This window comes from Neorhizobium sp. T25_27, from assembly GCF_002968565.1.
GTDB lineage: Bacteria > Pseudomonadota > Alphaproteobacteria > Rhizobiales > Rhizobiaceae > Neorhizobium > Neorhizobium tomejilense.
Window position 1 is genome coordinate 286,357 of sequence record NZ_PVBJ01000003.1, and the last position, 24,799, is coordinate 311,155.

Here is a 24,799-nt window from a genome sequence, read left to right on the forward strand (position 1 = left end):
TCAGGCCTCCAGCCAAACGTCTTCGAACCGCGAGGCCGTCAGGTAGGGATCCGGTCGGATGGGTCCGGGCGCCTGCCAGGCAATGTCGAACAAGCCGTCGGCGCGTGCCACACCGATGCGGGGATGCAGCCAGAGATGACGGGTATCGGCGTCGAAATTGATCCGACCTTCCGGAGCAAGAAAATCTTCCAGGAGAATTTCTTCGGAAATGCGATGGGTCTCGAGCGAGCCGGCACGGGCAAGCGCGCGGGCGAAGAGGTGAACCTGTGCATAGGCCGGTTGCGACCATACGCTCGTGGTGTACTCCTCGCCGAAACGGGCTTTGAAAGCCCCCACGAAGCGCTCGTTCGCCTCGTTCTCGACCGTCTGGAAATAAGTCGCCGAAAGGATATGGCCGGTGCAGGCGTCCGCTCCGATTGCGCGAATCTCGCTCTCGGCCATGGTCAGGCTCGCAATCGGAACCCGCGTTCGATCGATCCCGGCCTCGGCATACATGCGATAGAAACGCTGCGCCGGCCGGCCGATGATGGTCGAGAAGATGGCATCGGGCTGAAGACGGACGATATCAGAGATAACCGAACGCAAGACCTGTTCGTCGGCATGAAGAGGTAGATATCGCTCGCTGACGACTTCACCGCCCTTGGCCTCTACCACATCCCGCATGACCCGATTGGATTCGCGCGGATAAATATAATCCGCGCCAACGAAGAAGATCCGGCGCCCGTGGTGGCGAAGAAGGTATTCCGCGAGGGCGAAAGTGTTCTGATTGAGGGTGGCGCCGGTATAGACTACGTTTTCCGAATATTCGAAGCCCTCGTACATCGACGGATAAAACAGCAGTCCGTTGTGCCGCTCGACTATGGGAAGCACTGCCTTTCGGCTGGCCGACATCGACGCGCCGAAAATGATGTTGACGTCGTCGTCCGCCAAAAGGCGCCGTGCCAGATTGCGATAGGCGGTTTGATCTCCGCCCGGATCATAGGCAATCGGAACGATGGGCTTGCCAAGCACGCCGCCCGCTGCGTTGACTTCCTCGATTGCAAGTGCGGTGCCAAGAAAGTGCTCGGTTTCCGTAATTTCGCTAATTCCGCTTCTGGAAAACAGCACTCCCACCCGCCATTCGGAGCTTGTCATCTTTGCCTTTTCCGACGTGCTGGAGGTTCGGAAGCGGTGAAGACCTCAGGTCTGCGCTTTCGATTTCCATACCCTTAGTGCTTTTTCATGGGATCCCGCAAGCGGCACGGGCAACCACACCTTGGCAATCAGACACACATGTGTCAGCCGACAGTGTCTTTTCATCACTCGTATGCGATTTTAAACAGTGAAGGCAGCTAGTCTCAATATGAGACTAGCTGCGTTTTATGTCATTGCAGATCGACGATCTCGATCCAATTTGCGCCCTTGCCAACTGGGTAACGACCAACCCTTTTCAGCGATCCATCTTTCTGGTCAATGCCGTAAACGGAAAGCTGCTCCGACTTCTCCCCAGACGCGATCAGGAACCGGCCTGTCGGATCGATGCGAAAGCCACGCGGCTGCTTTTCGGTCTCAACGAAGCCAACACGGGCCAGCGCACCGGTATCGGAAGCCACGGCAAAGATTGCAATCGTGCTGGTTGAACGCTCCGACGCGTAGAGGAACTTTCCATCGGGCGTGATGCCGATATCAGCAGCCCAAATCTTTGCTGGCGGCGCTACGGCAGGGGCAGCTGCAGGTGCCGCCGCTGGTTTCTGTGGCACATTGAACGCAGCCGGTGCGGCTGGCGCGACGCCCTTTTCAAGGCCGGCATCTGGTGCCAAAACGGCCACGACGTCTTTTTCCGTCAAAGTTCCCTTGGCGGCATCCAGCGCATAGTGAATGACTTCACCGCTGAGTTCAGTGACGATATAGACCGACTTGTTGTCTGGCGAGATCACGATGTGACGTGGACCCTGTCCTGCCATTGTTGAGACGCTCGCCGGAGCGTTGGGTTCCAGCAGGCCGGTTTCGGAATTCAGAGTATATTGCAGAACCACATCGGAACCGAGGTTCGACACGAAAACGTATTTTCCGGTTTTGTCGCTGGCGATTGAGTGGGCATTTCGCCCTGTCAAGACAACCTGCTTGGCACCGTCTTTAACCAGACCATCAGCTCCCACCGGCAATGATGCGATCTTGTTGCCGCCATAGGACGCGAAGAACAAAAGTCGGCCGGATTTTTCGGCCGAAACATAAGGCATGCTATCCGGTAATGCCGCCACTGCCTTTTCCGTCAGTCCGCCCGTGTTGGGATCAATTTCATAGGACAATACGCGATAAGGCTGCGATCGGATGACCGCATAAAGATGCGTTCCATCAGGGCTGACTGTCATCGGCATCACGGAGTTGCCAGCCTTGACGTTGCCCGCTGGCGTCAAAGCTCCTGTTTTATCGTCCATACTATAGGTGTTGATCTCACCGTCCGTTGCAGCGGATACGTAAACCATTGTTTTGGCCAGCGATGGCGTTGTCGTCGTAAACATGGCACCCGCGACTGTCAGGCAGGTTGCAGCCACTAATATAACCTTCTGCATTTGCATAAGTCTCCGTGTTCCAAGTGCTCCACCTACGGCGGGGTTCAGGTATTTTCGATAATTAGCCTGCTGCTTCCCTACATACATGCTTTTCCTCCCAATTCTGGTAAAGAGATAATACCTCCTTTGTGGATTGTCGAGTTGCGATAATTTTTGAGGTTTGAATTCCACCCGTACTCTTTTCTCGACGTGCTACTGTAACCCAGCGCTTTCTTCCCCTACGAAACCCACGATAATCCGGAGACGCCATATCGAGCCCGAAGCACCCCAAACTAAGCAAATAGTTTACTTACCCCCGGGTTTATAAAGAAATTTCAAATTTGCGCTCTTTCGGCGGAACGTCATCAAACGACCCCGAGGAAAGAGCCGGTTTCTGTCGAAGGCATGCAAACCCGGCTTGCGCTTCGAGCAATATTGAGGTTCACGTCCCGTCAGAAGACGCGGTTCACAGCGTCAGACATCATACTTTATACACTGTAGATCGCGCAAAAATAACGTAATCATCGTATGACCTGTTCTACGTCGAAACGGTATCTTTAGGAGAAGATTGTTTTGCATTTAACGTAAGATTCTGCCACAAAGTCTTTTGGAGAGACCGGATCGCACCATGCAGTCCGCGATCTGCTGCTTGGGCTGGACCCGCATGAAATGTGGAACCAATCGATAATATGAGTTATCGGTTTTGGCAGGGCACGAGGCAGGCGCGTGAACACCGGCGACGGTACGTCTCATGCGCGCATCAACCAAGTGCGCGAGGACCTGACACCACGCTTTGGCGGTCTCACCTTATACCGTAACGCCCCTGCAGAAGCCCTGTGGGACGGCGGTGACATGGTGGAAGAAGACGCCATCATTGTCGCTGAAGTTAAGGGCTTCGCAGTCGTTGCTCAGGAGGTGCGAGAACTTGCACAGCGTTCGGCCAGCGCGGCCAAGGAGATCAAGGGCCTCATCCAGAACTCCTCCAAGGAGGTGGAGAGTGGAGTTAAGCTTGTGCGGGATACAGGCCAGGCTCTCAAGGCCATCGTCAGCTTAATCACCCAGATCAACCAGCATATGGATGCAATCGCAACCTCTTCCGAAGAAGCAGTCGGTCGGCCTGAGCGAAGTCAACGTTGCAATCAATCAAATGGACCAGACCACGCAGCGGAATGCGGCCATGGTGGAGCAATCACGGCCGCCTCCGCCTCACGGGCTCAGGAAGCCCAGAAACTCCGCGAGCTCGTCAGGCAGTTCAAGCTCGCCGATGCCGTTCCCGACCAGTCCAGAGTTCGCCCGACGGCGATCGCGATAGCTCAACCTGCCGCTGGCCCAACCGTTCAGCGTGCGTCGGCGCGACGGTAATGTCCCAGCTTTGCCTGGCGTATAATTTAACGGTGGTGCTCTTGAAGAGATCCGAACTTGCGACCCGTGACTTCGTCACATTGCCGGCAGGGGATCATTGCCGTCGCTTAGGATTGCGAGAGATTGCGAATGACGAGATATTCCGCGCTCACGCCTTCGAAGATACCTGCGCAAAAAACGGTATTGAACACGGGACGACCAAGCCCAGACACTCCCGGACCAACGATCAGCTCAAGCGAATGAACCGAACGATCAAAGATGCAACCATCAAAGGCTATTATTAAGGACGCGATGATCAGCTTCGCCAGCATCTGAGCGACTTCGTCGTCGCCTATAAAGCCTTGTCCAGGTCTAGTGGATGACTGCCGCCCAGAAAAGTCACAGAAAAGCTACTGCTTGCGCGCCGAATTAGCGTAAAATTAAGGTCTCGCGCCGCTCTTGAAAGCCTTCTGAAGGGGGCTTTTCATGCAGATATTTTCACGGCGCAATTTTCTGCAACGTTCCGTCGCGGCAACCTTGATTGGCGGCGCCGCTAGCGCGCTTCTGGGCGGCAGGCTGGCCGGTGCCGTCGAGACCTATCCGGAAGCCTCGCCGCTGGGCATTGCCGACGATCTGATCAATCCTTCGGAGATCCGCAGCCAGAGCGGGCGCCTCAAGGCGAAACTCCACATGGACATCACCGAGGTCAATCTGCCCTCGGGCCCGGCGAAGCTTAGAATCTTCAACGGCCGCCTGCCGGCGCCGACCCTGCGGCTGATGCCGGGCGACACCCTGGAGGTCGCCTTCGAAAACCGCATGCCGGCCAATTCCGATACAGACCAGATGGTCACCAACACGCCGAACCGCTTCAACACCACCAATGTCCACTACCACGGCTTCCATGTCAGCCCGCGCGGCAACAGCGACAACGTCTATCTGAACATCGATCCGGGCCAGCGCTTCAACTATGTCGTCAAGATCCCACACGATCATCCGGCCGGCAATTACTGGTACCACCCTCATCGCCATGGTTCGGTCGCAGCCCAGGTGGCGTCGGGTGCCGCTGGTATGGCCATCATTGGCGGGACGCTCGACACGGTCCCTGAAATTGCCGCAATGGTCGAACGGGTGATGGTCATCCAGGCGCCGGTGCCGGGGCTGGAAGACCTTTTGACCAGCGAAGAGCCGATCTGGGCACTGGATGCCGAGCGCAATTTCCTGATCAACGGCAGCTACCGCCCGCGCATCTACATGCGCGAGGGTGAAGTCCAGCATTGGCGTGTCCTGCATGCCGGCGACGCCCAGTTCCTGCCGCTGACCGCCGATGGGCTGGAGCTTTATGAAGTCGGGCGCGACGGCAATCCGTTGCCCAAGCCCGATCTGGTGACCAATGTCGACCTGGCGCCGGGCAACCGGGCCAATATCCTGGTCAAGGCGCCGAAGGTCGGCACCTACGAGCTGCGCCGCCCCGCCTTCAGCCAGGGAAAGCAACCGCTGCCCGATATGATGCTGGCCGAAATCGTCGTAATTGCCGCCGACGACGCGCGTGTCGCCAAACATATCCCCTTCGGCCGGGATCTTCCGACCGGGCGGCTGCCGAAGAACCGCATCCTCACCGATATCGCCGATAGCGAGATCACCGGCCACCGGCAGTTCGTGCTCGGCATCTCCGATGTCAAGGGCTTCTTCCACGACACCGAGTTCACCATCAATGGTCAACCGTTCGATCCTCGCCGCGACGACGTCGTCACCAAAGTCGGCGCGGTCGAGGAATGGACGCTGGTCAACACTACGCCCTACCCGCACCCGCTGCATATCCACGTCAATCCGTTCCAGGTGATCGACGTCAACGGCGTGCCTGATCCGCGCAAGCCCTGGCTCGACACCGTCGCGGTGCCGGCGGCCGGCACGCTGCGCTTCCGCACCCGCTTTACCGATTTTTCCGGGCGCTACGTCATGCATTGCCACATCCTGCCGCACGAGGACACCGGCATGATGATCAACATCAATATCGAGGACTGAGCATGCAGCGGCTTGGGGCGAAGGCGAACTATCGGTTGGGGCTGGCGATGATACTGGCGGGCATGGCAACGGCCACCCATGCCGAAGGACTGGCGGCACCGGCTTCGCCGCCGGACAAGGCATCGCAGTGTTTCGCCTGCCACGGCGCTGAGGGCCATCCGAGCCTTGCCGATGTGCCGATCATCGCCGGCCAGCAGCCGGTCTACCTGCAAAACACCCTGAACGCCTATCGCAGCGGCCTTCGCGGCGGCGGCCGGGCCATCGTCATGCGTGAAATTACCAAACGCCTCAGCGACGACGATATCGCCGCCCTGGCCGCCTGGTTTGGAGATCAGAAATGAACCGCCTTCTCAAAGCTTCCGTCTGCCTCGTCCTGCTGGCGCCGCTCACAGCTAATGCCGACGAGTTGATCTACCTGCCGGATGCCAAGGGCATCGAACTGTTCAAGGGCGCCGAACTGGGAGCCCAGTATTTCGCGCTGGCAAGCGCCCTCGACAGCGAGCACATCCTCACCTTCTGCGGCCCGGCGACCATCGCCGCGGTGATGAACAGCCTCGGCGGGCCGCGCCTGGTGTCCCAGCGGCTGTATCCCTGGCCGTTCTTCACCCAGGAAAACATTTTTACCGCCGAGAACGAGAAGGTGAAACCCTATCCGATGGTGGAGCACGAGGGTCTGGTGCTGAGCCAGCTGGCGCAGTTCTTCACCAATCTCGGCGCCACCGCCGAATTCAAGCATGCCGACACTTTCGACGCCAACACCCTGCGCGACACCGTCAAGGCAGTGCTGGCCGACCCGTCGAAGCGTCTCGTCATCAACTATTCGCGCAGGCCGATCGGCCAGAACGGTGACGGCCACATCTCGCCTGTCGCCGCCTATGACGCCGACAGCGACCGTGTGCTGATGCTCGACGTGGCGAAGTACAAGTATCCGCCGGTGTGGCTGACGATTGCCGACCTCTACAAGGGAATGGCCACCACCGATACCGGCTCGAACGCTATGCGTGGTTTCGTGGTGGTCAGCAAATGAAGCTCAGCCGCCGCATGTTCCTCGGCATCCTGCCGCTGGTCCCCGGTGCTGCAAAGGCACGGGCGCTCGGCAATCGGGATTGGGCCTTTGCCGACATCGCCCGCCAGATCGGCGGCGTTACCGATGTCTCGCCTTACCTGATCGAGGCGGCGGAGTATGAATTCGTGCTGGCTTATGGTCCCGATGCCAAGCGCATCTTCGTGACGGCGCTCGACACCGGCCCCTTGCTGGACCGCATCGCCGATGCCGAACCGGCATTGCAGGCACAGGCGGCCTTCGTCGCCACCTTTCTCTATACCGGCGAAGTCGTCCGCGACGGCGTCACCAGCGCCAAATATTACCCCTGGTGCCTGTCCTGGAAAGCGGTGACCTTTGCTTCCGCCCCCGGCACCTGCGGCGGCCCGGGCTTCGGCCACTGGGAAAACGCACCTATTCCGGGAGCCATGTGATGCGCGCCACGGTCGTCGTCATCGGCTCCGGCATGGCCGGCTCGCATCTGGCCTATACACTTGCGCTCAAAGGCGTCGACGTGTTGGTGCTGGAGGCCGGACCGCGCCGCGACCGTTCCAGCAATCTCAAGACGTTTTACGAAAATCCCGTTAAGGGTCCGCAGTCGCCCTATCCGAGCGCGCCTTCCGCCCCCCATCCGGAAGACGGCCGATACGACGATTTCTACGTCCAGGCCGGCGCCGACAAGTTCATCGGCGCCTATCTCAGGCTTTATGGCGGCACCACTTGGCACTGGACCGGCTTTGCCGACCGTCTTCGCCCGGCCGACTTCCGGATGAAGACCGACTATGCGCTGGCCGAAGATTGGCCGATCACCTACGAGTCGCTCGTCGGTTTCTACGAGGAAGCGGAAAAGCGCTGGGGCGTGGCCGGCGATCCGGCGTTCAATTGGGGCGCGCCGCGCGGCGACACCCCGTACCAGATGCCGCCGATCCCGCACAGCTACATGGACCACCAGGTGATCAAGGCGCTGGATACGCTCGGCCTGCATGCCGGCCGCTTTTCCCATGCCCGCAATTCCGAGATTTTCGACGACCGCCCGGCCTGCTGCGGCAACAATACCTGCGTGCCGATCTGTCCGATCGGCGCCAAATACGATGCCTCGGTGCATGCCGAAAAGGCCGAGGCCGCGGGCGCAAAATTTCTCACCGACGCCCTGGCCACCTACATAGAACTCGGCCCTGACGGCAATGTCACACGGGTAAAGGTCCGCCGGCCGGATGGCGAAACATTCTGGGTCGAAGGCGACGTCTTTGCGCTCTGCTGCCACGCGATCGAAAATCCGCGGCTGTTGCTGAATTCCAAGCAGGCGGGTGCGCAAAATGGCGTCGCCAATTCGTCCGGCGCCGTCGGCCGCTATCTGCTGACCCAAGCCAATCAGGACGCCTGGGCGATGATGCCCGAGCCGGTCTATCCCTATCGCGGTCCGCAGCAGACCGGCGGGCTGCTGGAGCTGCGCGACGGCGCGTTCCGCAGCCAGTATGCCGCCGCCGGTACCTCCTTCATGAACAGCGGTTGGGCGGGCAATTCGGATGCCACGGGGCTCGCCAGGAAACTGATCGCCCAAGGCATGACCGGGGCAGAACTGGCCCGCAGCATCAACCGCCAGGTCGCCCGCCATTTGCGCCTGAATTCGTCCGCCGAAGTCCTGCCGGATTGGAATAACCGGGTCGAGCTGGCCGATGTGATGGACAGTTCCGGCGTGCCGAAGCCCAAGGTCACCTTCACGATGGACGACTACACCAAGGCGGGGCTCGCCAAGGCACTGAAGATCAACCGGCAGATTTTTTCGGCAATGGGTGCGACCGACGTTGAGAGCAACGATCCCTACCTTTCCAACGCCATCATCGGCGGCACCGCCCGTATGGGCTACGACCCTAAGACATCCGTAGTCGACACCGACCTCGTCGCCCATGATCACCGCAATCTCTACATCCTCGGCTCCAGCGCCCATGTCACCGCCCCCGTCAACGCACCGTCGCTGACGATCGCCGCGTTGGCGATCCGCGCCGCCGGCCGGATGATCCAGAACCTCAAGAACTGAGAGAACAGAATGCACAGGCTCCTAGCGCTTGAAGGTCTCATCTTGGCGATGTTCGTGCTGCTCGGTAACGGACTGCGCTCAATCAGCACCACCACGGTATCGGTGTCGCAGAGCGAGTTCGCCAGCTTCCTGAACATCTCGGTGGAAAAGACCGACGTACTGATCGAGCTGCTGCTGGGCGGCGCGGTGCTGGCTTTGGCGTTGGCTCCGTTCGTCATCTCGGTGCGTAGCGCCAAGAAGATCGCCGTTATCTTCGCCGTCATCACCACGGCATGCTATGCCTTGGTCGGCGTGACCATGCTGGTCGATCCGGCGCTGGAGATCCGCGAAGCCGTGGTGATTGCGAGCTTTGCCTTCAGCGGCTTTTCCGTCGCCTTCTTCGCGCCGCTGGCGCAATTGGCGATCAACGACGAGAAGGACCCGGCGATGCGCTCCCGGCTCACCACGGTGTGGATCTCGGCCCAGCCGATCGCATTCCTGGTGACGCCACAGTTGGTCAAATACGTCGCCTTCGACATCGGCACCGGCAACTACTTCCTGATCATGGCCATCCTGCCGCTGGTCTTCCTGATCTTCATTCCCTTCGTCTTCGGCGAGAAGGGCAAAGCGGACGACACGCTTGCACCGGTACCCGCCGATGCCCCGAAGGCCTGGAAGCGGGCGCTGCCGTTGATCATTGCCGTTATCGCCTTCGAGGCCTGGACCGCCGCCAATTCCTTCGTCGGCATCGACAGCATCATCAGTCTGACGCTGATGGCGGTGTTCGTTGCGATCGTCGTAGCACTGTTCTTGAAGCGCAGGCACCTGACCCGCGGCGCCGGCGAGGTCCCGCATCTGGCGATCTTCCTGCTCTGCGTCCTGTTCGTGCTGGAGATCCCGACCACCGGCCTTTACGACACCGCCTATCTGGTCCGGCACCTGTGCTCGGCGGATCTGATCGACAACCGCGCGACGCTTTCTGCCGCCAGCCAGATCATCTCGGTGTTTGCCACCGGAGCGATTCTGGTGCGTTACCCACACTGGGGCACGCGCATGGTGGGCCTGTCGCTGCCGTTTCTGCTGGCCGGCATGGTGGCGATCTATTTCTACCCCTATCAGGAGATCAACGTTCCGCTGTTCTACATCTCCAAGATGCTGTCGAGCATCGGCATGGGCACGGCGACGGCGGCCGTCATCGGCGTCGTCGCCGGGCTGGGCGCGCAAAGCAAGATCGTCGCGCTGGCGCCGGCCTTCATCATCATGTTCGGCACCGAAGTCGGGATCGAGATCCTCGAGATCGTCTTCCAGTCGAGCAAGCTCGCCGGCCTCGATATCAACAGCGCCTATGAGGTGGTGTTTGCCGTCCAGATCGTCGCTGTGCTCGTGGCCATTGCACTGATGCTGCACTGGCTGACAGGCAAACGCGTCGCACCCGGCCTGCCGCCATCGGCACTTTCGGGCGGCCCGGCCGCCTGAGACCGCGACCAGAGCGGTGCCGTCATAGATGTTTGATCGCGGCAATTGCTGGTCTCAAGAAACGCCTCGCGAACCCATACGGTTAGCGTCCCATATGCGGTTATGGCTGGTTCGTCCGGTATGGCGCAATACCGCTCTTCAGCTTCGGCCGACGGGTCTATTCCCGATTGGCTCCAGAAATCGCCGGTGATTGAACCAGTCGACCCATTCCGGAGTGGCGAATTCCGTTCAGTCGATCAAATTTTCGTAAATTTTCAGTTCATGCAGTTACTGGCTGCGGACGCTATATTGGCAATCTAGGAGATATTGCCACGGCAAGCCAAACCATTCACTTCGCCGGACTGCCGGATCGCGAGCGAAAGGCAGCTTTGCCTCTGCCGAACCTGAGCGCGGGCTGCGGGCTCGAACTTCACTTTCGTAAAGAGTAAGATTCGGGCAAGAAGCACCGCTTTGAACGTCCCGAAGCACGCCTGACACGCCGACCGGGTCGCAAGAGGTCCTATGACCGGACGCTGATCGTGTGCGAAGGCGAAAAGACCGAGGTCAATTATTTCGAGGCGATCCGCCGCGAAAACGGCTCTCCAACGCCGATATCCGTATTGTGCCGTCCGACTACGGAACCTCCCCGTTAAACATCCTCAAGTATGCGATCGACCTGTTCAACGAAACCAGGGCCTTCGACCACGTCTACGTCGTCTTCGACCGGGACGACCATCTGAGCTACCACAATGCCCTCGCCAAAGCCGAGGCCACTGACAAAAAGCTGAAAAGCGTCGAGGGGAAAGCGGTTCCGTTTACCGCCATCCCGTCGGTTCCGAATCTCGAGCTGTAGGTGCTGTTGCACTTCCGCGACGTTCTCGCTCCCATCCACCGGGCCGAGGTCTATGCCGAGTTGCGAAAGCCGGCGCACTACGCGCGCCAAGAACAGCAAGACAGTATACGAAGACACCAAGGACCGGATTCCTGCCGCCACGGCCCGCGCGGTCAATCTTCGCGCGCAGTTTAACCGCACATAGCGGCACGGATCCATACACGGACGCCGACGTGCTAACCGGCGAGCTTATGAAGATTGCCGGACGGTTCTCCTAGATGGACGAGCTTGCAAAAGCGGCCGCGGCGTTTCGGGCCGCGATTGAACGGACGCCGTCGGACAAGTTGCCGATCGGCCTTCAGTGGTTCCCCGGGGAGCGCCCGTGGCGATGCGGCTGACCTTCTAGGCTATTATCTGAAAAACTCATGGCAGGCTTGCCTATCATCTCCGCCGTTGTGAAGCCAAACAGGCGCTTCGCGCCCCCGTTCCAACTGGTAATCAAGCCGTCCAGCGTCTTGCTCTCACGTGTCCTCTTTGGGACCCAAAAGAGGAGCTGGTCCCACCGCAGAACGGTCGCCTTCATGCGATCTGAACCAGCGGCTATGCTATCTAGATCGAGGCAGATTCCAACGATTTCTGAGTTTGTTACATTGCTTACAGGGTGGGATATACATCATGTTGGCCAAATGGTCGTACGCGCTGGACGGCTTCGCAGACGCACTTGAGGCGCTCTCGAACCGGGCAGAACCAACGACCTGTTGTTCATTTCCCGATTTTAAGCGGCTTCTATAGGCGCCGCTTGAACTTGGCTTGTACGAATGACCGCTGTGAGCGCCGAAATGGGGCCGAAAGGGGGCCGGCAGCTTATGGTATCAGGAAAAACGATAGCGCGTCCTTTCGAACGCGTTGTTGTCGGCACCCTCTGAATATTTGAGCTAATCGTCACGGCGCCGACTTCTCTCAGCTGAACTCAAGCTACCACTGCCAAGCCCGGCGAAGCGCGCAAGCGGGCTATGTCGCGCGCCGGCGGTTCTCCAAAGTGGCGGCGATATTCGCGACTGAACTGCGACGCGCTTTCGTAACCCACTTGGAAGGCGGCGGTCGTGACGTCGATGTTCTGGACCAGCATCAGGCTGCGCGCGTCCTGCAGCCTGAGCTGCTTCTGAAACTGCAGCGGCGTCATCGCCGTCACGGCGCGAAAATGCTCGTGCAGGCTCGACGGGCTCATGCCGACTTCCGCGGCAAGCCGCTCGATGCTGAACCTTTCCCGGAAGTTCTTGCCTATCCAGGCTATGGCGCGGCCGACCTGGGCCACAGGACCTTGGCCGGAAGTGATGTGGCGCATCCTGGCGCCGTCCGGGCCGGCGAGCAGGTGATAGAGAATTTCCTGCTCGACAAGCGGCCCGAGCACGGGCAGCGCTACCGGATCGTCGAGCAAGCGCAGCAGGCGTAGCGCTGCGTCGAGCAGAGCGGCACCGGCGTCGGACACCGTCTTGCCTATGGGCCGAGATGGCGCTCCCGGCGGAGGCGGCACGCGCAACGCCAAGTCCCCCAGCATGACCGGATCGAAATCGAGGTACAGGCACAGATAGGGCTTGTCAGGCGTCGCTTCGACCACATGGCCTATCACGGGCAGATCGTAGGTCACGACGCCATAGCGCCCTGGCGTATATCTGAATACATGGTCGCCCAGCGTGACCTCCTTGCGCCCCTGCGCGACGAGGCATAGTTGCGGCCGATAAACATTCGGCATCGGCATCGTCACTGTGGAGGATTGAACAAGCGTCACCCGTTCGATGGGGGTGGCGTGGAAGCCATCCTTCGAGACGTGGCGGGCAATCACGGCGGCAATTTCGGTCAGTGTTTCCATGTACCGGACCATCGCACCCGCGCCGGAAGTCGGCAAGGCAGATCCACGCGACCTCTGGAGGATCGGGCAGTAATTTCGGCGCATCAGGCTAACGGTTGGGCGTCGCCGCGCGTCACAGTGTCAGCGGCGCCTGGGTCACAGCAACCCTGGCCGCAGAACAAGATGGAGTAAACATGACAAGCGAAAAAATGAAGAGCCCCACCATTGCACTGGGCACCTGGGCCTGGGGCGACAGCGGCGAGACTGGCGACGGTTACTTCGGCAGCAGCCTCACCCAGGCTGGCCTGGAAGAGGTCGCGGACAAGGCACATGCGGCCGGGTTTACCCTGTGGGATACAGCCATTGTGTACGGCATGGGCCGTTCAGAGACCATGCTCGGCGAGGTACTGAAGCGATACGCTCGCAGCGATTACCAGCTCTCCACGAAGTTCAACCCGCGGATCGCGGGAACCAGCGACACGCCGATGGCGAACATGCTGGAGCAGAGTCTCGCCAACCTCGGCACCGACTACATCGACCTCTACTGGATTCACAATCCAGCCGATGTGCCGCGGTGGACTCCGCACCTGATCCCGTTGCTGAAAAGCGGGAAGGTCAGACATGTCGGCGTCTCGAACCACAACCTCAGCGAAATCAAGCTTGCCGACCAGATTCTGGGCGAAGCCGGGTTCCGGGTGGAAGCCGTCCAGAACCACTATAGCCTCCTCTACCGCAGCTCTGAGCACGCTGGCATCCTGGACTACTGCCGCAGCCAAGGGATCCGCTTCTTCGCCTATGGCCGAGGCGTTTGTAGCGCGCGCAGCTAAAGTGATCGTCGTGGCTCGCGACACGACGACTTTGCAAACGCTGGGAGAGCAACTAGCCGTGACAACTGTGTCTGCTGACGCGACCAATGCCGACGCCGCGAAGAGGATCATGTCAGAGACACGACCTGATGTTGTCATCATGAACGCCGGCGCGGAACCGCCCATGGAACGTATCGACCGTGTTGGCTGGGAGGCGTTCACGACCAACTGGAACGTCGATGTGAAGGCCGCCCTGCATTGGGTCCAGGCCGCTCTGACGTTGCCGATGGCATCAGGCGGGCTGGTCGTTCTCATTTCCAGCGGAGCCGCGGTGCAGGGTTCGCCGCTATCGGGAGGCTATGCGGGAGCAAAACGGGCGCAGTGGTTCATCGCAAAATATGCTGAGGGCCTGTCGACCCAGCTCGGCCTGGGTCTGCGTTTCCGGGTCATTGTCCCCCGGCAGATGTTCGCAGGAACCGGCGTGGGCAACGCCGGAATCTCCGGCTACGCGGCGGCGGCGGGCCGGACATTCGCCGAACAGGCCGCTACCTGGCCGGACATGACACCGCGTGGCTTTGGCGATACGGTAGCCGAACTGATTGGCAACACGCCGCTGGAAGAGGCTATGATCTACGCCGTGCGTGGAGATACGGGCGTGACGGTCATCGAATGATGGATGAAGCTGCCTTTGAAGCGGAAGCGAAGAACACACTCTACGCGGCGCTGGCCAAGGAGGCGGATGCAGTTCGCCCGGAACTGCATCGCTATGCTGCCCGATTGGTCGGCTCGGTGATCGACGGCGAGGACGTGATACAGGACGCGTTGGTCAGTGCGTTCGCGATGGTCGGTTCGATCTCGTCCGGCACGCCGCTGCGACCCTGGCTGTTTCGCATTGTTCACAATCGCGCCATTGATGCTCTGCGCCAGCGAAATACCCGCCGTTCGGAGCCGCTGGAGACGGCCTTTGATCTAGCTGATGTCAGAGCTGCTGATCCAGAGGATGCCCTGATCCGGCAGGACACGGTGCGGATCGCCATGGCTCACTTTGCCAAATTGCCGGTGCCGCAGCGTAGCGCCGTGATCCTCAAGGATGTGCTGGGAGAGTCTATCGCAGACATCGCCGCGCTATTGGGCCTGAGTATCGATGCTGTCAAAGCCCATCTCTCACGTGGTCGGGCAGGATTGCGATCCATCGCCGTGGCAGAGTCCGAAGTTCCGCTGCCCCCAAGTGCCGAGGTTCTGAATTTCGCAGCGCTCTTCAACGCGAGGGATTGGACGGCCCTGCGCAGCCTGCTTGCCGAGGATGTTCGGCTTCGTCAGGCACGGCGGCCGCAGGTCTCCGGTGCGGCGAACGTTGGCCGATTCTTTTCCTATTATGCGGATTATCCGCGGGTTTGGATCGAACCGGCTTGTCTGGAGGGCAGAGAAATATTGCTGGTCTCGGCCGCGCCGTCCGCTGCTCCTGCTTACTTCATGCTGCTTGAATGGAAGGACCAAAAGATAACATTGATCCGCGACCATCGATATGCGACCTACGTCATGGAGGACGCGGCTGTGACGCGGGCCACATCGCAACGCGAATATTAGTGCCTGATGGTCTCGTTGTGTCAAACCAATGCGATGACCGCTTTCGACCGAGGCAACAACTGCCTCTATGACCAACAAGAAGGTGCGAGGTTGTCATTGCTGAGCTGTCGTAAAGCTCTTGATGAGATTCGAATAACCGCCAATACTCGAAATTACCTGTTTCGTGACCTAGCTCTGTTTCCCGGTGGTGGTCGCTTCCGGCAACCGTCAGTTTAGCCGTGAGTTCGCGAACTTTGCATCCAGCTCGACAAGGCCCAAGCCTCGAGCTCGAAACATGTCTTCAGGCCCAACCCTGTAGGCGCCAGACAAAAGCTTCTGTGGTGGACGTGTTCGAGTAATAAGCTTGAGGCGCGTGCCGCCGACATGCGTGCGCTAAATCTTCGTGGGACGCGGCGCTGACCTACCTCAGGTCCAATCGCCGGCGCACCAACGGATGCGGGCTCTAAGTTAACACTAACGGGCATAACCGCTTGAAGCATTGAGCAGCTTTGATATTCCTCACCCGCCGCAATTCGGTGGCCTAGGGGAACTTCCAAAAATGAAATTCGCTATCCGCGCCGCGTTCGCCGCCGCAGTTCTTTCCTGCGCTTGCGCGACATCAGCTCTCGCTACCGGCGCTATTGCTGTGAATGACGCATCGGGCACAGCAGCGGAAGATGCTGGCTATGCCGTTGGGTATGGTGGTTCGAAGAAGGAAGCATCTTCGAATGCCATGAAGGAATGCAAGGCCGCCGGTAATGCGACGTGCGAGGTCATGCTGACCTTCGAACAGTGCGGCGCCTATGTAGGCAACAAGGCGAGCTACGCGACGGGCGTGGGTAGCACAGAAGCAGCAGCGCAGAAGGCTGCGAAGGCCGAATGCCCCGAGTGCAAGCTCATCGTCTCTGACTGCCATTGATGGAGCAAGCCCCCTGGCTTCAAACCGGCGGGCTGCCAGACAACCTATTGCGTTTTGCGGCCTCTTTCCTCCGCTGTTTATCAAACCGACAAGGCCACACTGATGCGCCAGGTGCGCAGGTTCAAAAGAAGATGGCTCACTCGTTTTTTCGGTTCGACGCCTCGACAGTCTTTTGGCCGGACGAAATCTTGCTTGAGTGACAGCTGCCGGATAGATGGCCGCCGTCAGACTGCTTGTCCATCTTTGTGGCGGCCGCGGCGTTACACTTGCGCTGAGAGGTTGCCTTATCACCGCGTCATCTTTGTCGGATGTGTCTTTCAACGAGCGCCTTCAGCCTCTTCCCGTCGCGCGCCTGCAGAAGATCAACCATCTCATGATGCTCCCGAGCCGATTGCTCGATTCGCGCCCGCGTCTTCCACTGGGAAACGGGAGCGGAAGACGTGCGCTGTCGGAGTTCGGCGATAATCCCATCCAGTTCGTCGTTACCAGACAGCTGCACGAAGGCCCGATGGAAGTTCAGATTGGCTTCATACAGTTCCAGCACGGTCCCGTGCAGGATCAGGCTTTCGAACCGCTCGGCCAGGACGCGCAGGCTGCTGAGATCGTCGTCAGTCGCCATCGCCACAACTTTCGGCACCACCCCGGTTTCCAGTATGATGCGGATCTCGGCAATGTCATCCGCTAGCTTTCCGTCGGCCTTGTAAACGTGATAGCCGCGGTTCGGCACGTGCTCGACAACACGCTTTTGCGCCAGGCGGTCGAGTGCGCGGCGGATCTCATTGCGCCCGCGCCCGTAACGTGTTTCCAGATCGACCTGTTTCAACCAGACGCCCGGCGGAAATAGGCCGGATTGGATATCCGTCAGAATAAGTTGCGTGGCGTCGGGTTCGTCATGCGCGATTGTTTCTTCGAGCAGGTTGTCCATCTGAAAAAGCCTTGATCATCTGCGGGCAATTTGCCCAATAACTAGCCATAAATTCCGGTTGCTGAAAGAAGAATCTTCCCATAAATTGGTACCAATATTGGATAAAATAAGCAGGCAGCGATGAAAAATTCTGACGACATTTCAGATCTGGTTGACGACAAGGCGCCTCGCTTTGCAGAACTGAGCGACTATGTCTGGGACGTCCCGGAGACCAATTACGAGGAATATCGCTCCTCGGCGGCCCATGCGGAACTTCTGGAAGCGGAAGGGTTCAGGGTCACCCGCAATGTCGCAAACATCCCGACGGCGGTGATGGGCGAGGCTGGCGAAGGCGGTCCGGTCATCGCCATTCTCGGCGAATATGACGCTTTGCCGGGCCTCAGCCAGGTCGCGGGCCTTGCCGAACAGAAAGCGGTCACCGAAGGCGGTAATGGGCACGGCTGCGGCCATAACCTGCTTGGCTCCGGCTCCCTGCTGGCCGCCGCCGCCGTCAAGGATTACCTCAAGGCGAACAATCTCCAGGGCCGCGTCCGCTATTATGGCTGTCCTGCCGAAGAGGGCGGCTCCTCGAAGGGCTTCATGGTCCGGGCCGGCGTTTTTGACGATGTTGATATCGCGATTTCCTGGCATCCGGCCGCATTCGTCGGCGTCAACAATCCGATCTCGCTTGCCTGCAACGAGCTCAATTTCCACTTCACCGGCCGTGCGTCGCACGCCGCCGCCTCGCCGCATCTCGGACGCAGCGCACTCGACGCAGTCGAGCTGATGAATGTCGGCGTCAATTACCTGCGCGAGCATATGCCGTCGACGGCGCGGATCCACTATGCCATTACCGATACGGGCGGCCATGCCCCGAACGTCGTGCAGGCGAAAGCCTCAGTGCGTTATCTGATCCGGTCGCGCACGCTTCCCGAACTTCTGGAACTGGTGGCCCGAGTGAAGGATGTGGCGGCCGGCGCGGCCCTGATGACCGGCACCTCCGTGCGCAGCCGGATCGTCAGCGGCGATGCGAACTTGGTCGGCAACACGCCGCTCGAAACGCTGATGCACAGCCACATCGAGCGCGTCGGCCTGCCGGCTTTCGACGAGGCGGACAAGGCGACCGCCGCAAAATTCCAGGAAACCTTCAGCCAGGCGGATATCGCCACGTCCTTCGGACGGTTCGGACTGAAGGTCCGCAAGGGCGTGTCGCTCTGCGATGTCATCTTCCCGCCGGACAGCGGCGACGGAACGCTGGTCGGCTCCACCGATGTCGGAACGGTCAGCTGGGTCGTGCCAACCGTCCAGATGCGCGGCGCCACCTATGCGATCGGCACGCCCGGGCATTCCTGGCAGCTCGTCGCCCAGGGCAAGCTGCCCGCCGCGCACAAGGGCATGACACATGCGGCCAAGGTAATGGCATCGACCGCCGTCGATCTCATCCTGAAGCCGGAACTGATCGCAGAAGCGAAAGCCGACTTTACGGCGCGGCTCGAAGGTACTCCCTTCATCAATCCGATTCCCGATGACGTTCAGCCCGACATTCGGGAGAAGCGAGATGTCTGACGCGCCACTCCAGCCCGACCGCCAGATCCTGATGGGCCACATCCGCGAGTTTGGCAAACGGGTGAAACTCTCGGGCACGGCGGAAGAGCTGGAAAGCTTTAAATATCTGGAAAGGCAGATAGCCTCTTATGGCTATCGAACCGAGCTTCTCCTGCACGACGCCTATATTAGCCTGCCGGGCAGCGCAGCGGTCGAAATCGGTGGAAACGCTGTCCGCTGCATCACCCATTCCATGTCGGTTTCGACGCCTGGAGAAGGCATCTCGGCGGAAGTCATCTATGTCGCAGAAGGCGCTGAAGCCGATTTGGAGGGGATCGATGTCGAGGGGCACATCATCCTTGTCGACGGCATCGCGACCGAAGACGTCGCGGCCCTTGCAAGTGCCCGCGGCGCGATTGGACAGATTCATGTCAGCCCCAACGAACATCTTTACGAAATGTGCGTCTCGCCTGTCTGGGGCAGTCCGTCGCAACATACCCGCAAGCAGCTGCCAAGGACCGCGATCTGCACGATCGCCCACGACGACGGCGCACGGCTCCGTCAGGCCTGCCGCGCAGGCAAGGCGCCTGTCGCCCGCCTGACGACCGAGGTGGGTACGGGCTGGCGCAAGACGCCTATCCTGGTCGCGGAGCTTTTCCCGGGAAACCGGCCGGATGCACCTTTCATCCTGTTTTCCGGCCATCACGATACCTGGCATTACGGCGTGATGGACAATGGTGGAGCCAACGCCACGATGCTGGAGGCCGCGCGCCTCCTGGCCGAGCGGCGCGAAAACTGGCAGCGGGGCCTGCGCATCTGCTTCTGGTCCGGCCATTCCCACGGCCGTTATTCCGGCTCCGCCTGGTACGCGGACGAATATTGGGATGAGCTGGAACAGCGCTGCGTGGCGCATGTGAATGTCGATTCCACCGGCGGTGCAGGCGCGGACATCCTGACGAATTCGACCGTCATCGACGAATTGAAGGCGGTCGCGGCAAGGGCCGTCGAAACGGTGACCGGCCAGGTGCATCGCGGCCGTCGTCACGGGCGCGCTGCCGACCAGTCCTTCTGGGGCGTCGGTATTCCCTCGATGTTCGGCAGCCTCAGCCATCAGCCCCCAGGGCCTGTGAAGATGCTGACGGCGCTCGGGTGGTGGTGGCACACGCCGCACGATACGGAAGAGCATATCGATCCGGCCAATCTTCAGCGCGACACCGAGATCGTGTTACGCGTGCTCGGTGAATTGCTCGATGCCCGCGTTCTGCCGCTCGACTACACCGCCTACGCAGCATCTCTCAAACATGAACTCGACGGCCTGGCCGCGGATCTGGCGGGGCGGATGGATATGAACGGCCTGACATTGGTGGTGGATGAACTGCGCCGGCGTGCCGAGGCGATCAACCGGGCCGCGCAGCAGGAAACCGATCCGGGTCGCGCCGAGATCATCAACGACCGCCTTCGGCAGGCCTCCCGCCTTCTCGTTCCGTTGAACTACACGTACGGTGACCGTTTCCATCACGACAATGCGCTTCCGCATCCGGCCTGGCCGTCGCTATCAGGGCTTCGCGAACTGGCCGCCCTGCCGGAAGGGCATGCCGATATCGCGTTCTTCACGGTTCATGGGCGCCAGACGCGCAACCGGCTTCTCTCCGTGCTCCGACAAGCCTGCTCGGTGCTTGCACTCGAAGGAGTATGACCTTCCTCTCCAGCACAACGAACAAATAAGGGAACAACGACATGAAAACCGGGAAACTCTGGGCGGCCGCGCTGGCTGCCACTCTCACCATCATGCTGCCGGGCGCAGAAGCCAAGGACTGGACCCGTGTAAAGGTCGGTATCGAAGGCGCCTTTCCGCCATGGAACGCACTGGATTCCAAGGGCAACCTGACCGGACTCGATATCGACCTCATCAACGACCTGTGCCAGCGCGCCAAGGTCGAATGCGAGCTGATCGCCGGTGAATGGAGCGCCATGATCCCCAGCGTCAATGCCGGCAAGTTCGATCTTATCATGACGCTCGGCATCAACGAAAAGCGAAAGGAAGTCGTCGATTTCACGGTGCCTTATGCAAGCGGCGTGGCGACCTTCATCACGCTGAAGGACAGCCCGATCAGCAAGCTGCCGATGACCGGCGAACGACTGAGCCTCAACGACAAGGACAAGGCCGATCCAGTGATGAAGACGATCGGCGGTGTTCTCTCCGGAAAGACGATCGGCGTCGTGCAATCGACCAGCCAAGAGCAGTTGATCAATGCCTATTTCGGCAAAAACGTCACCGTTCGCACCTACAAGAATTCCGGCGAACGCGATCTCGACCTCAAGGCCGGCCGCATCGACGCCGGTTTCGATAGCGGCGTCTACGGCACCACCGCACTTGCCAAACCTGGGAACGAGGATCTGGCGATGGCCGGACCGCTGATGAAGGGCGCCATGCTGGCGACGGAGGTCGCCATGGGCATGCGCAAGGGCGAGACCGATCTGAAGGAGAAGTTCGACGCAGCCATCAAGTCGGCGGCCGCGGATGGCGTCATCAAAAAGCTCTCCGAAAAATGGAGCAAGCTGGACCTGACGCCATCGTTCTGACCCTGTGGACCCGGCGCGGGGTACGAAAGTTGCGTCCCCGTGCCGTGACGCCGGCGTCTGGATACGAACAAACCTCCATATGGATGAGGTCTCCATGAACCAGCCGACAATACTGGATCTGATCGGAACCGGCCCGAATGGCTGGGGCATGGCGCTCGCCGCGGCCACCGTCATGACCGTCCTGATCGCCATCGCCGGTTTCGCGATCGGTGCGGTGATCGGCGTCTTCGGTGCTTGGGCAAAAGTTTCGGGCGGCCCGCTGACGCGCGGGATCGCGGGTTTCTACACCACCGTTCTGCGCGGCATACCCGATCTTCTGGTCATCTATCTCTTCTATTTCGGCGGCAGTGCTGCCGTGACAGCGATCGGCAGGTTATTCGGCGCTGAAGGCTTCATCGGGTTTCCGGGCTTCCTGGCCGGCGCACTCGCTGTCGGCATTACCTCCGGCGCACAGCAGACGGAGGTCTTTCGCGGCGCCTATCGAGCGGTCCATTCCGGCGAGTTGGAGGCGGCGATCGCCTGCGGCATGTCGCGCTCCCTGCGGTTTCGCAGGATCCTCGCGCCGCTGACGCTGCGCCACGCGATTCCCGGCATGGGGAATGTCTGGCAGGTCGTCTTGAAGGAATCCGCGCTGGTTTCGGTTACGGGCGTCGTCGAGCTCCTTCGGCAGTCGCAGATCGGCGCCGGCTCCACCGGCCTGCCCTTTAATTTCTATGTCATCGCCGCTGCCGTCTACCTGGCTATTTCAACGGTTTCCGGCGGTCTCCTGCAATTCAGCGAAAAGCGCTTCACGCGCGGCGTCAGGAGGGGTTGATGGATCTGCCGTTTCTCTGGGAAACCTTCCTCAGCCTGATTGCTGCCGTACCGCTGACGCTGCAGCTTGCCGCGAGCGCAATCGTACTCGGCGTGTTCCTGGCCCTTGGCCTGGCACTCAGCCGGCTGTCCGGTATCCTGCCGCTCGACTGGTTCGCGAGGGCCTATATCTTCGTCTTCCGCGGCACGCCACTGCTCGTCCAGATCTTCCTGATCTATTACGGCCTTGGCCAGTTCCGTGATGTCCGCCAGAGCATGCTGTGGGTGGTGTTGCGCGATCCCTACTGGTGCGCTGTCATCGCCTTGATGCTGAACACCGCCGCCTATTCCGCCGAAATCATTCGTGGCGGCCTGCTCTCGGTCCCGTTCGGCCAGATCGAAGCGGCGCGCGCCTGCGGCATGTCCCATTTCATGGCCTTTCGGCGCATTGCCTTGCCGCTCGCGATCCGCCAGGCTCTGCCCGGTTATTCCAACGAGATGATCTCGATGGTGAAGGCGACGTCGCTTGCCTCGATCATCACCATCATGGAGGTGACCGGCGTCGCGGCCAAACTGATCTCCGAGACCTATCGGGCGATCGAAGTCTTCGTCGTCGCCGGCGCCATCTATCTCGCCATCAACTTCATCCTCACCCGGCTTGTCGCCCTCGCCGAGTATCAATTGAGCCCGCACCTGCGCCAGCCTGCGGCCTTGCCCAGCACGTCCACGGGAGCCACTAGATGACGCGTTCGACCAATCCACCCGCACCGGCGGCGATCACCGTGCGCGGGCTTCGCAAGAGTTTCGGTCCCATCGAAGTGCTGAAGGGTATCGACATGGAAGCATGCGAGGGCGAGGTCGTCTCGATCCTCGGCTCCTCCGGCTCTGGCAAGTCTACCATGCTCCGCTGCATCAATATGCTGGAGACACCCGATGCCGGCGAAATCACCGTTGCCGGCGAAACCATCCGCATGAAGCCGACCGGCTCCGGCAAGAGCCGCATTGCCGACCGCCGGCAGGTGGAGCGTATCCGCTCCGAACTCGGCATGGTGTTCCAGAGCTTCAATCTCTGGTCCCACAAGACCGTGCTCGAAAACATCATGGAAGCGCCTCTGCACGTGCAGAAGCGTTCGCGCGCCGAATGCCTGGAGGAGGCGGAAGCTCTGCTTGCCAAGGTTGGCATTGCCGAAAAGCGCAATCACTATCCGGCGCATCTTTCCGGCGGGCAGCAGCAACGGGCCGCCATCGCCCGCGCGCTCGCCATGCGGCCGAAGGTGATGCTGTTCGACGAGCCGACCTCGGCGCTTGACCCGGAACTTGTCGGCGAAGTGCTGCGTGTCATGCGGGCGCTTGCCGAAGAAGGCCGGACCATGCTGGTCGTCACGCACGAAATGGGCTTCGCGCGTGATGTCTCGAGCCGGGTCATCTTCCTGCACCAGGGCGCGATCGAGGAGGAAGGCCGGCCGCAGGACATGTTCACCAACGCGAAGTCCGAGCGCTTCCGGAAATTCATCAGCGGCTGAGCCGCTCGACATTCTACCCAAACAAAGAGAGGGAACTGACAGATGAAATTCGTCAACACGGCAATCGCCGCTGCTTTCACCGCCATGACGCTGATGGCGACGGCCGCCGCGGCGCAGGACAAAACGGAAATCGTCATCGCCACGGAGGGCGCCTTTCCGCCTTACAATCTGACCCGACCGGACGGCACGCTGGACGGCTACGACATCGAACTTGGCAAGAACCTCTGCGAGCGCATGAAAATCAAGTGCGCGTTCGTCGCGCAAGCTTTCGACGGCATCATCCCTGCCCTCAATGCCGGCAAGTTCGATGCCATCATGGCCGGCATGTCGGCCACGGAAAAGCGGAAGGAAGTCATCGACTTCTCCATGTCCTACGGTAGCACCGGCCAGTCCTTCGCGACGCTCAAGGACAGCCCCCTGGCAAAAATGCCCATGAAGGACGAACTCTTTTCGCTCGCCTCCAATGAGGCCGGCGCCCGCAAGGCTGTCGAACAGCTGAAGCCGCTGCTGCAGGGCAAGACGGTTGGCGTCCAGACGGCCTCGATCGCCGCACGCTTTATCGACGAATATCTGAAGGGCGTCGTGCAGGTTCGCGAGTACAAGACCACGGAACAGCATGACCTCGATCTCGTTTCCGGCCGCGTCGATTTTGTCATGGCATCAATGGGTTACCTGATGACCGCCGTGCAGAAGCCGACAAACAGCGACCTGACGATTGTCGGCCCTCGCTTCCAGGGTGGTTTCCTCGGCGCCGGCAGCTCGGTCGGTCTTCGCAAGGGGGATACTGGGCTCAAGCAGAAATTCGACGAGGCGATCGCCGCCGCCAAGGCGGACGGGACGACGACGAAGCTGTCCATGAAGTGGTTCGGCTTCGACATGACACCGCAATAATCTTCCAATCAGAAGGCCGCGGCATCCCGCGGCCTTTTCACAACCGGACCTTCGTGTTACGGCAGTCACGAACACGAGGCTGGTTTCGGTTGCTTGACTTGGAAGCTGCGCGTTCTGGATCAGCTACCGTTCGTAACGCCGCGAGCGCCGTAGAGCCACGAGGAGTTTCTGGAGCGCGTAG

23 protein-coding genes and 2 pseudogenes are annotated in these 24,799 nt (G+C 60.3%); 19 read left to right on the top strand and 6 right to left on the bottom strand.

The annotated features are described in order from the left end of the window. Window positions 1-1,134, bottom strand: a complete 1,134-nt coding sequence (locus tag C5J24_RS11535) for a transporter substrate-binding domain-containing protein (RefSeq protein ID WP_105402561.1) — start codon at window positions 1,132-1,134, stop codon at window positions 1-3. Between the two features lie 230 nt (window positions 1,135-1,364). Continuing rightward, window positions 1,365-2,552: a lactonase family protein gene (locus tag C5J24_RS11540; RefSeq protein ID WP_105418075.1), complete on the bottom strand. Its 1,188-nt coding sequence runs from the start codon at window positions 2,550-2,552 to the stop codon at window positions 1,365-1,367. Between the two features lie 867 nt (window positions 2,553-3,419). Here C5J24_RS11540 and C5J24_RS11545 point away from each other — a divergent pair. After that, a pseudogene (locus tag C5J24_RS11545) lies at window positions 3,420-3,893 on the top strand (methyl-accepting chemotaxis protein); the annotation flags it as partial. 107 nt (window positions 3,894-4,000) lie between these two features. Here the strand turns inward: C5J24_RS11545 and C5J24_RS31815 are convergent. Beyond that, the gene (locus tag C5J24_RS31815; protein WP_105402558.1) at window positions 4,001-4,204 is read right to left on the bottom strand and encodes a hypothetical protein; all 204 of its coding nucleotides are present in this window, start codon (window positions 4,202-4,204) and stop codon (window positions 4,001-4,003) included. Between the two features lie 154 nt (window positions 4,205-4,358). Here C5J24_RS31815 and C5J24_RS11555 point away from each other — a divergent pair, with 154 nt between their 5' ends. From C5J24_RS11555 to C5J24_RS11580, 6 genes are read left to right on the top strand one after another with little or no spacing between them, the layout of a single operon-like run. Beyond that, window positions 4,359-5,894, top strand: a complete 1,536-nt coding sequence (locus C5J24_RS11555; protein ID WP_172723922.1) for a multicopper oxidase family protein — start codon at window positions 4,359-4,361, stop codon at window positions 5,892-5,894. 2 nt (window positions 5,895-5,896) lie between these two features. Then, a complete protein-coding gene (locus C5J24_RS11560; protein WP_105402557.1) occupies window positions 5,897-6,235 on the top strand; it encodes a c-type cytochrome in 339 nt (112 codons plus the stop codon). Next, the gene (locus C5J24_RS11565) at window positions 6,232-6,921 is read left to right on the top strand and encodes a phytochelatin synthase family protein (protein ID WP_105418081.1); all 690 of its coding nucleotides are present in this window, start codon (window positions 6,232-6,234) and stop codon (window positions 6,919-6,921) included. Before C5J24_RS11560 ends, C5J24_RS11565 begins: the two co-directional genes overlap by 4 nt. Further along, the gene (locus tag C5J24_RS11570; RefSeq protein ID WP_105402555.1) at window positions 6,918-7,370 is read left to right on the top strand and encodes a hypothetical protein; all 453 of its coding nucleotides are present in this window, start codon (window positions 6,918-6,920) and stop codon (window positions 7,368-7,370) included. Before C5J24_RS11565 ends, C5J24_RS11570 begins: the two co-directional genes overlap by 4 nt. After that, window positions 7,370-8,974 (top strand): GMC oxidoreductase, encoded by a 1,605-nt coding sequence (locus C5J24_RS11575; RefSeq protein ID WP_105402554.1) that lies wholly within the window; start codon window positions 7,370-7,372, stop codon window positions 8,972-8,974. Before C5J24_RS11570 ends, C5J24_RS11575 begins: the two co-directional genes overlap by 1 nt. Before the next feature lie 9 nt (window positions 8,975-8,983). Then, window positions 8,984-10,429: a hypothetical protein gene (locus tag C5J24_RS11580; RefSeq protein WP_105418083.1), complete on the top strand. Its 1,446-nt coding sequence runs from the start codon at window positions 8,984-8,986 to the stop codon at window positions 10,427-10,429. Between the two features lie 95 nt (window positions 10,430-10,524). On the opposite strand, the pseudogene C5J24_RS32645 reads toward C5J24_RS11580, so the two are convergent. After that, window positions 10,525-10,654, bottom strand: a pseudogene (locus C5J24_RS32645) (IS3 family transposase); the annotation flags it as partial. Window positions 10,655-11,030: 376 nt separating this feature from the next. On the opposite strand from C5J24_RS32645, the gene C5J24_RS11585 reads away from it, so the two are divergent. Next, entirely contained in the window at window positions 11,031-11,261 is a 231-nt protein-coding gene (locus C5J24_RS11585; RefSeq protein WP_172723923.1) for an RloB domain-containing protein, read from the top strand. 949 nt (window positions 11,262-12,210) lie between these two features. Here C5J24_RS11585 and C5J24_RS11595 read toward each other — a convergent pair. Beyond that, window positions 12,211-13,110 carry an AraC family transcriptional regulator gene (locus C5J24_RS11595; protein ID WP_105418085.1) on the bottom strand — a complete coding sequence of 300 codons (900 nt, stop codon included), beginning with the start codon at window positions 13,108-13,110 and terminating at the stop codon, window positions 12,211-12,213. Between the two features lie 173 nt (window positions 13,111-13,283). On the opposite strand from C5J24_RS11595, the gene C5J24_RS11600 reads away from it, so the two are divergent. The 4 genes from C5J24_RS11600 to C5J24_RS11615 all read left to right on the top strand — a co-directional run bounded on the left by C5J24_RS11600 (window position 13,284) and on the right by C5J24_RS11615 (window position 16,380). Next, complete coding sequence (locus C5J24_RS11600) at window positions 13,284-13,916, top strand: aldo/keto reductase (protein WP_245446621.1); 633 nt, start codon at window positions 13,284-13,286, stop codon at window positions 13,914-13,916. Continuing rightward, window positions 13,885-14,568: an SDR family NAD(P)-dependent oxidoreductase gene (locus C5J24_RS11605; RefSeq protein WP_105418087.1), complete on the top strand. Its 684-nt coding sequence runs from the start codon at window positions 13,885-13,887 to the stop codon at window positions 14,566-14,568. Before C5J24_RS11600 ends, C5J24_RS11605 begins: the two co-directional genes overlap by 32 nt. After that, window positions 14,565-15,482, top strand: coding sequence for an RNA polymerase sigma factor (locus tag C5J24_RS11610; RefSeq protein ID WP_105418089.1), 918 nt, complete (start codon window positions 14,565-14,567; stop codon window positions 15,480-15,482). Before C5J24_RS11605 ends, C5J24_RS11610 begins: the two co-directional genes overlap by 4 nt. Window positions 15,483-16,020: 538 nt before the next feature. Beyond that, the gene (locus C5J24_RS11615) at window positions 16,021-16,380 is read left to right on the top strand and encodes a DUF4189 domain-containing protein (protein ID WP_105402544.1); all 360 of its coding nucleotides are present in this window, start codon (window positions 16,021-16,023) and stop codon (window positions 16,378-16,380) included. A 295-nt stretch (window positions 16,381-16,675) separates the two neighbouring features. Here the strand turns inward: C5J24_RS11615 and C5J24_RS11625 are convergent, their stop codons facing one another. Next, window positions 16,676-17,305 carry a GntR family transcriptional regulator gene (locus tag C5J24_RS11625; RefSeq protein WP_105418091.1) on the bottom strand — a complete coding sequence of 210 codons (630 nt, stop codon included), beginning with the start codon at window positions 17,303-17,305 and terminating at the stop codon, window positions 16,676-16,678. A gap of 120 nt (window positions 17,306-17,425) precedes the next feature. Here C5J24_RS11625 and C5J24_RS11630 point away from each other — a divergent pair, with 120 nt between their 5' ends. The 7 genes from C5J24_RS11630 to C5J24_RS11660 all read left to right on the top strand — a co-directional run bounded on the left by C5J24_RS11630 (window position 17,426) and on the right by C5J24_RS11660 (window position 24,618). After that, entirely contained in the window at window positions 17,426-18,850 is a 1,425-nt protein-coding gene (locus tag C5J24_RS11630; protein WP_105418093.1) for a M20 family metallopeptidase, read from the top strand. Beyond that, a complete protein-coding gene (locus C5J24_RS11635; protein ID WP_105418095.1) occupies window positions 18,843-20,525 on the top strand; it encodes a M28 family peptidase in 1,683 nt (560 codons plus the stop codon). Before C5J24_RS11630 ends, C5J24_RS11635 begins: the two co-directional genes overlap by 8 nt. Window positions 20,526-20,566: 41 nt before the next feature. Beyond that, window positions 20,567-21,412, top strand: coding sequence for a transporter substrate-binding domain-containing protein (locus C5J24_RS11640; protein WP_105418097.1), 846 nt, complete (start codon window positions 20,567-20,569; stop codon window positions 21,410-21,412). A 94-nt stretch (window positions 21,413-21,506) separates the two neighbouring features. Then, window positions 21,507-22,226, top strand: coding sequence for an ABC transporter permease (locus C5J24_RS11645; protein ID WP_105402539.1), 720 nt, complete (start codon window positions 21,507-21,509; stop codon window positions 22,224-22,226). After that, window positions 22,226-22,948 (top strand): ABC transporter permease, encoded by a 723-nt coding sequence (locus C5J24_RS11650; RefSeq protein ID WP_105402538.1) that lies wholly within the window; start codon window positions 22,226-22,228, stop codon window positions 22,946-22,948. Before C5J24_RS11645 ends, C5J24_RS11650 begins: the two co-directional genes overlap by 1 nt. Then, window positions 22,945-23,727 (top strand): ABC transporter ATP-binding protein, encoded by a 783-nt coding sequence (locus tag C5J24_RS11655; RefSeq protein ID WP_105402537.1) that lies wholly within the window; start codon window positions 22,945-22,947, stop codon window positions 23,725-23,727. The genes C5J24_RS11650 and C5J24_RS11655 overlap by 4 nt, the downstream gene beginning before the upstream one ends. A gap of 42 nt (window positions 23,728-23,769) precedes the next feature. After that, entirely contained in the window at window positions 23,770-24,618 is an 849-nt protein-coding gene (locus C5J24_RS11660; RefSeq protein ID WP_046638357.1) for a transporter substrate-binding domain-containing protein, read from the top strand. Window positions 24,619-24,799 lie beyond the last annotated feature (181 nt).

Excerpts from the sequence above, each read along its gene's own strand:
- C5J24_RS11535 (WP_105402561.1), bottom strand. The coding sequence starts at position 1,134 with ATGACAAGCTCCGAATGGCGGGTGGGAGTGCTGTTTTCCAGAAGCGGA.
- C5J24_RS11540 (WP_105418075.1), bottom strand. The coding sequence starts at position 2,552 with ATGCAGAAGGTTATATTAGTGGCTGCAACCTGCCTGACAGTCGCGGGT.
- C5J24_RS31815 (WP_105402558.1), bottom strand. The coding sequence starts at position 4,204 with ATGCTGGCGAAGCTGATCATCGCGTCCTTAATAATAGCCTTTGATGGT.
- C5J24_RS11555 (WP_172723922.1), top strand. The coding sequence starts at position 4,359 with ATGCAGATATTTTCACGGCGCAATTTTCTGCAACGTTCCGTCGCGGCA.
- C5J24_RS11560 (WP_105402557.1), top strand. The coding sequence starts at position 5,897 with ATGCAGCGGCTTGGGGCGAAGGCGAACTATCGGTTGGGGCTGGCGATG.
- C5J24_RS11565 (WP_105418081.1), top strand. The coding sequence starts at position 6,232 with ATGAACCGCCTTCTCAAAGCTTCCGTCTGCCTCGTCCTGCTGGCGCCG.
- C5J24_RS11570 (WP_105402555.1), top strand. The coding sequence starts at position 6,918 with ATGAAGCTCAGCCGCCGCATGTTCCTCGGCATCCTGCCGCTGGTCCCC.
- C5J24_RS11575 (WP_105402554.1), top strand. The coding sequence starts at position 7,370 with ATGCGCGCCACGGTCGTCGTCATCGGCTCCGGCATGGCCGGCTCGCAT.
- C5J24_RS11580 (WP_105418083.1), top strand. The coding sequence starts at position 8,984 with ATGCACAGGCTCCTAGCGCTTGAAGGTCTCATCTTGGCGATGTTCGTG.
- C5J24_RS11595 (WP_105418085.1), bottom strand. The coding sequence starts at position 13,110 with ATGGAAACACTGACCGAAATTGCCGCCGTGATTGCCCGCCACGTCTCG.
- C5J24_RS11600 (WP_245446621.1), top strand. The coding sequence starts at position 13,284 with ATGACAAGCGAAAAAATGAAGAGCCCCACCATTGCACTGGGCACCTGG.
- C5J24_RS11605 (WP_105418087.1), top strand. The coding sequence starts at position 13,885 with ATGGCCGAGGCGTTTGTAGCGCGCGCAGCTAAAGTGATCGTCGTGGCT.
- C5J24_RS11610 (WP_105418089.1), top strand. The coding sequence starts at position 14,565 with ATGATGGATGAAGCTGCCTTTGAAGCGGAAGCGAAGAACACACTCTAC.
- C5J24_RS11615 (WP_105402544.1), top strand. The coding sequence starts at position 16,021 with ATGAAATTCGCTATCCGCGCCGCGTTCGCCGCCGCAGTTCTTTCCTGC.
- C5J24_RS11625 (WP_105418091.1), bottom strand. The coding sequence starts at position 17,305 with ATGGACAACCTGCTCGAAGAAACAATCGCGCATGACGAACCCGACGCC.
- C5J24_RS11630 (WP_105418093.1), top strand. The coding sequence starts at position 17,426 with ATGAAAAATTCTGACGACATTTCAGATCTGGTTGACGACAAGGCGCCT.
- C5J24_RS11635 (WP_105418095.1), top strand. The coding sequence starts at position 18,843 with ATGTCTGACGCGCCACTCCAGCCCGACCGCCAGATCCTGATGGGCCAC.
- C5J24_RS11640 (WP_105418097.1), top strand. The coding sequence starts at position 20,567 with ATGAAAACCGGGAAACTCTGGGCGGCCGCGCTGGCTGCCACTCTCACC.
- C5J24_RS11645 (WP_105402539.1), top strand. The coding sequence starts at position 21,507 with ATGAACCAGCCGACAATACTGGATCTGATCGGAACCGGCCCGAATGGC.
- C5J24_RS11650 (WP_105402538.1), top strand. The coding sequence starts at position 22,226 with ATGGATCTGCCGTTTCTCTGGGAAACCTTCCTCAGCCTGATTGCTGCC.
- C5J24_RS11655 (WP_105402537.1), top strand. The coding sequence starts at position 22,945 with ATGACGCGTTCGACCAATCCACCCGCACCGGCGGCGATCACCGTGCGC.
- C5J24_RS11660 (WP_046638357.1), top strand. The coding sequence starts at position 23,770 with ATGAAATTCGTCAACACGGCAATCGCCGCTGCTTTCACCGCCATGACG.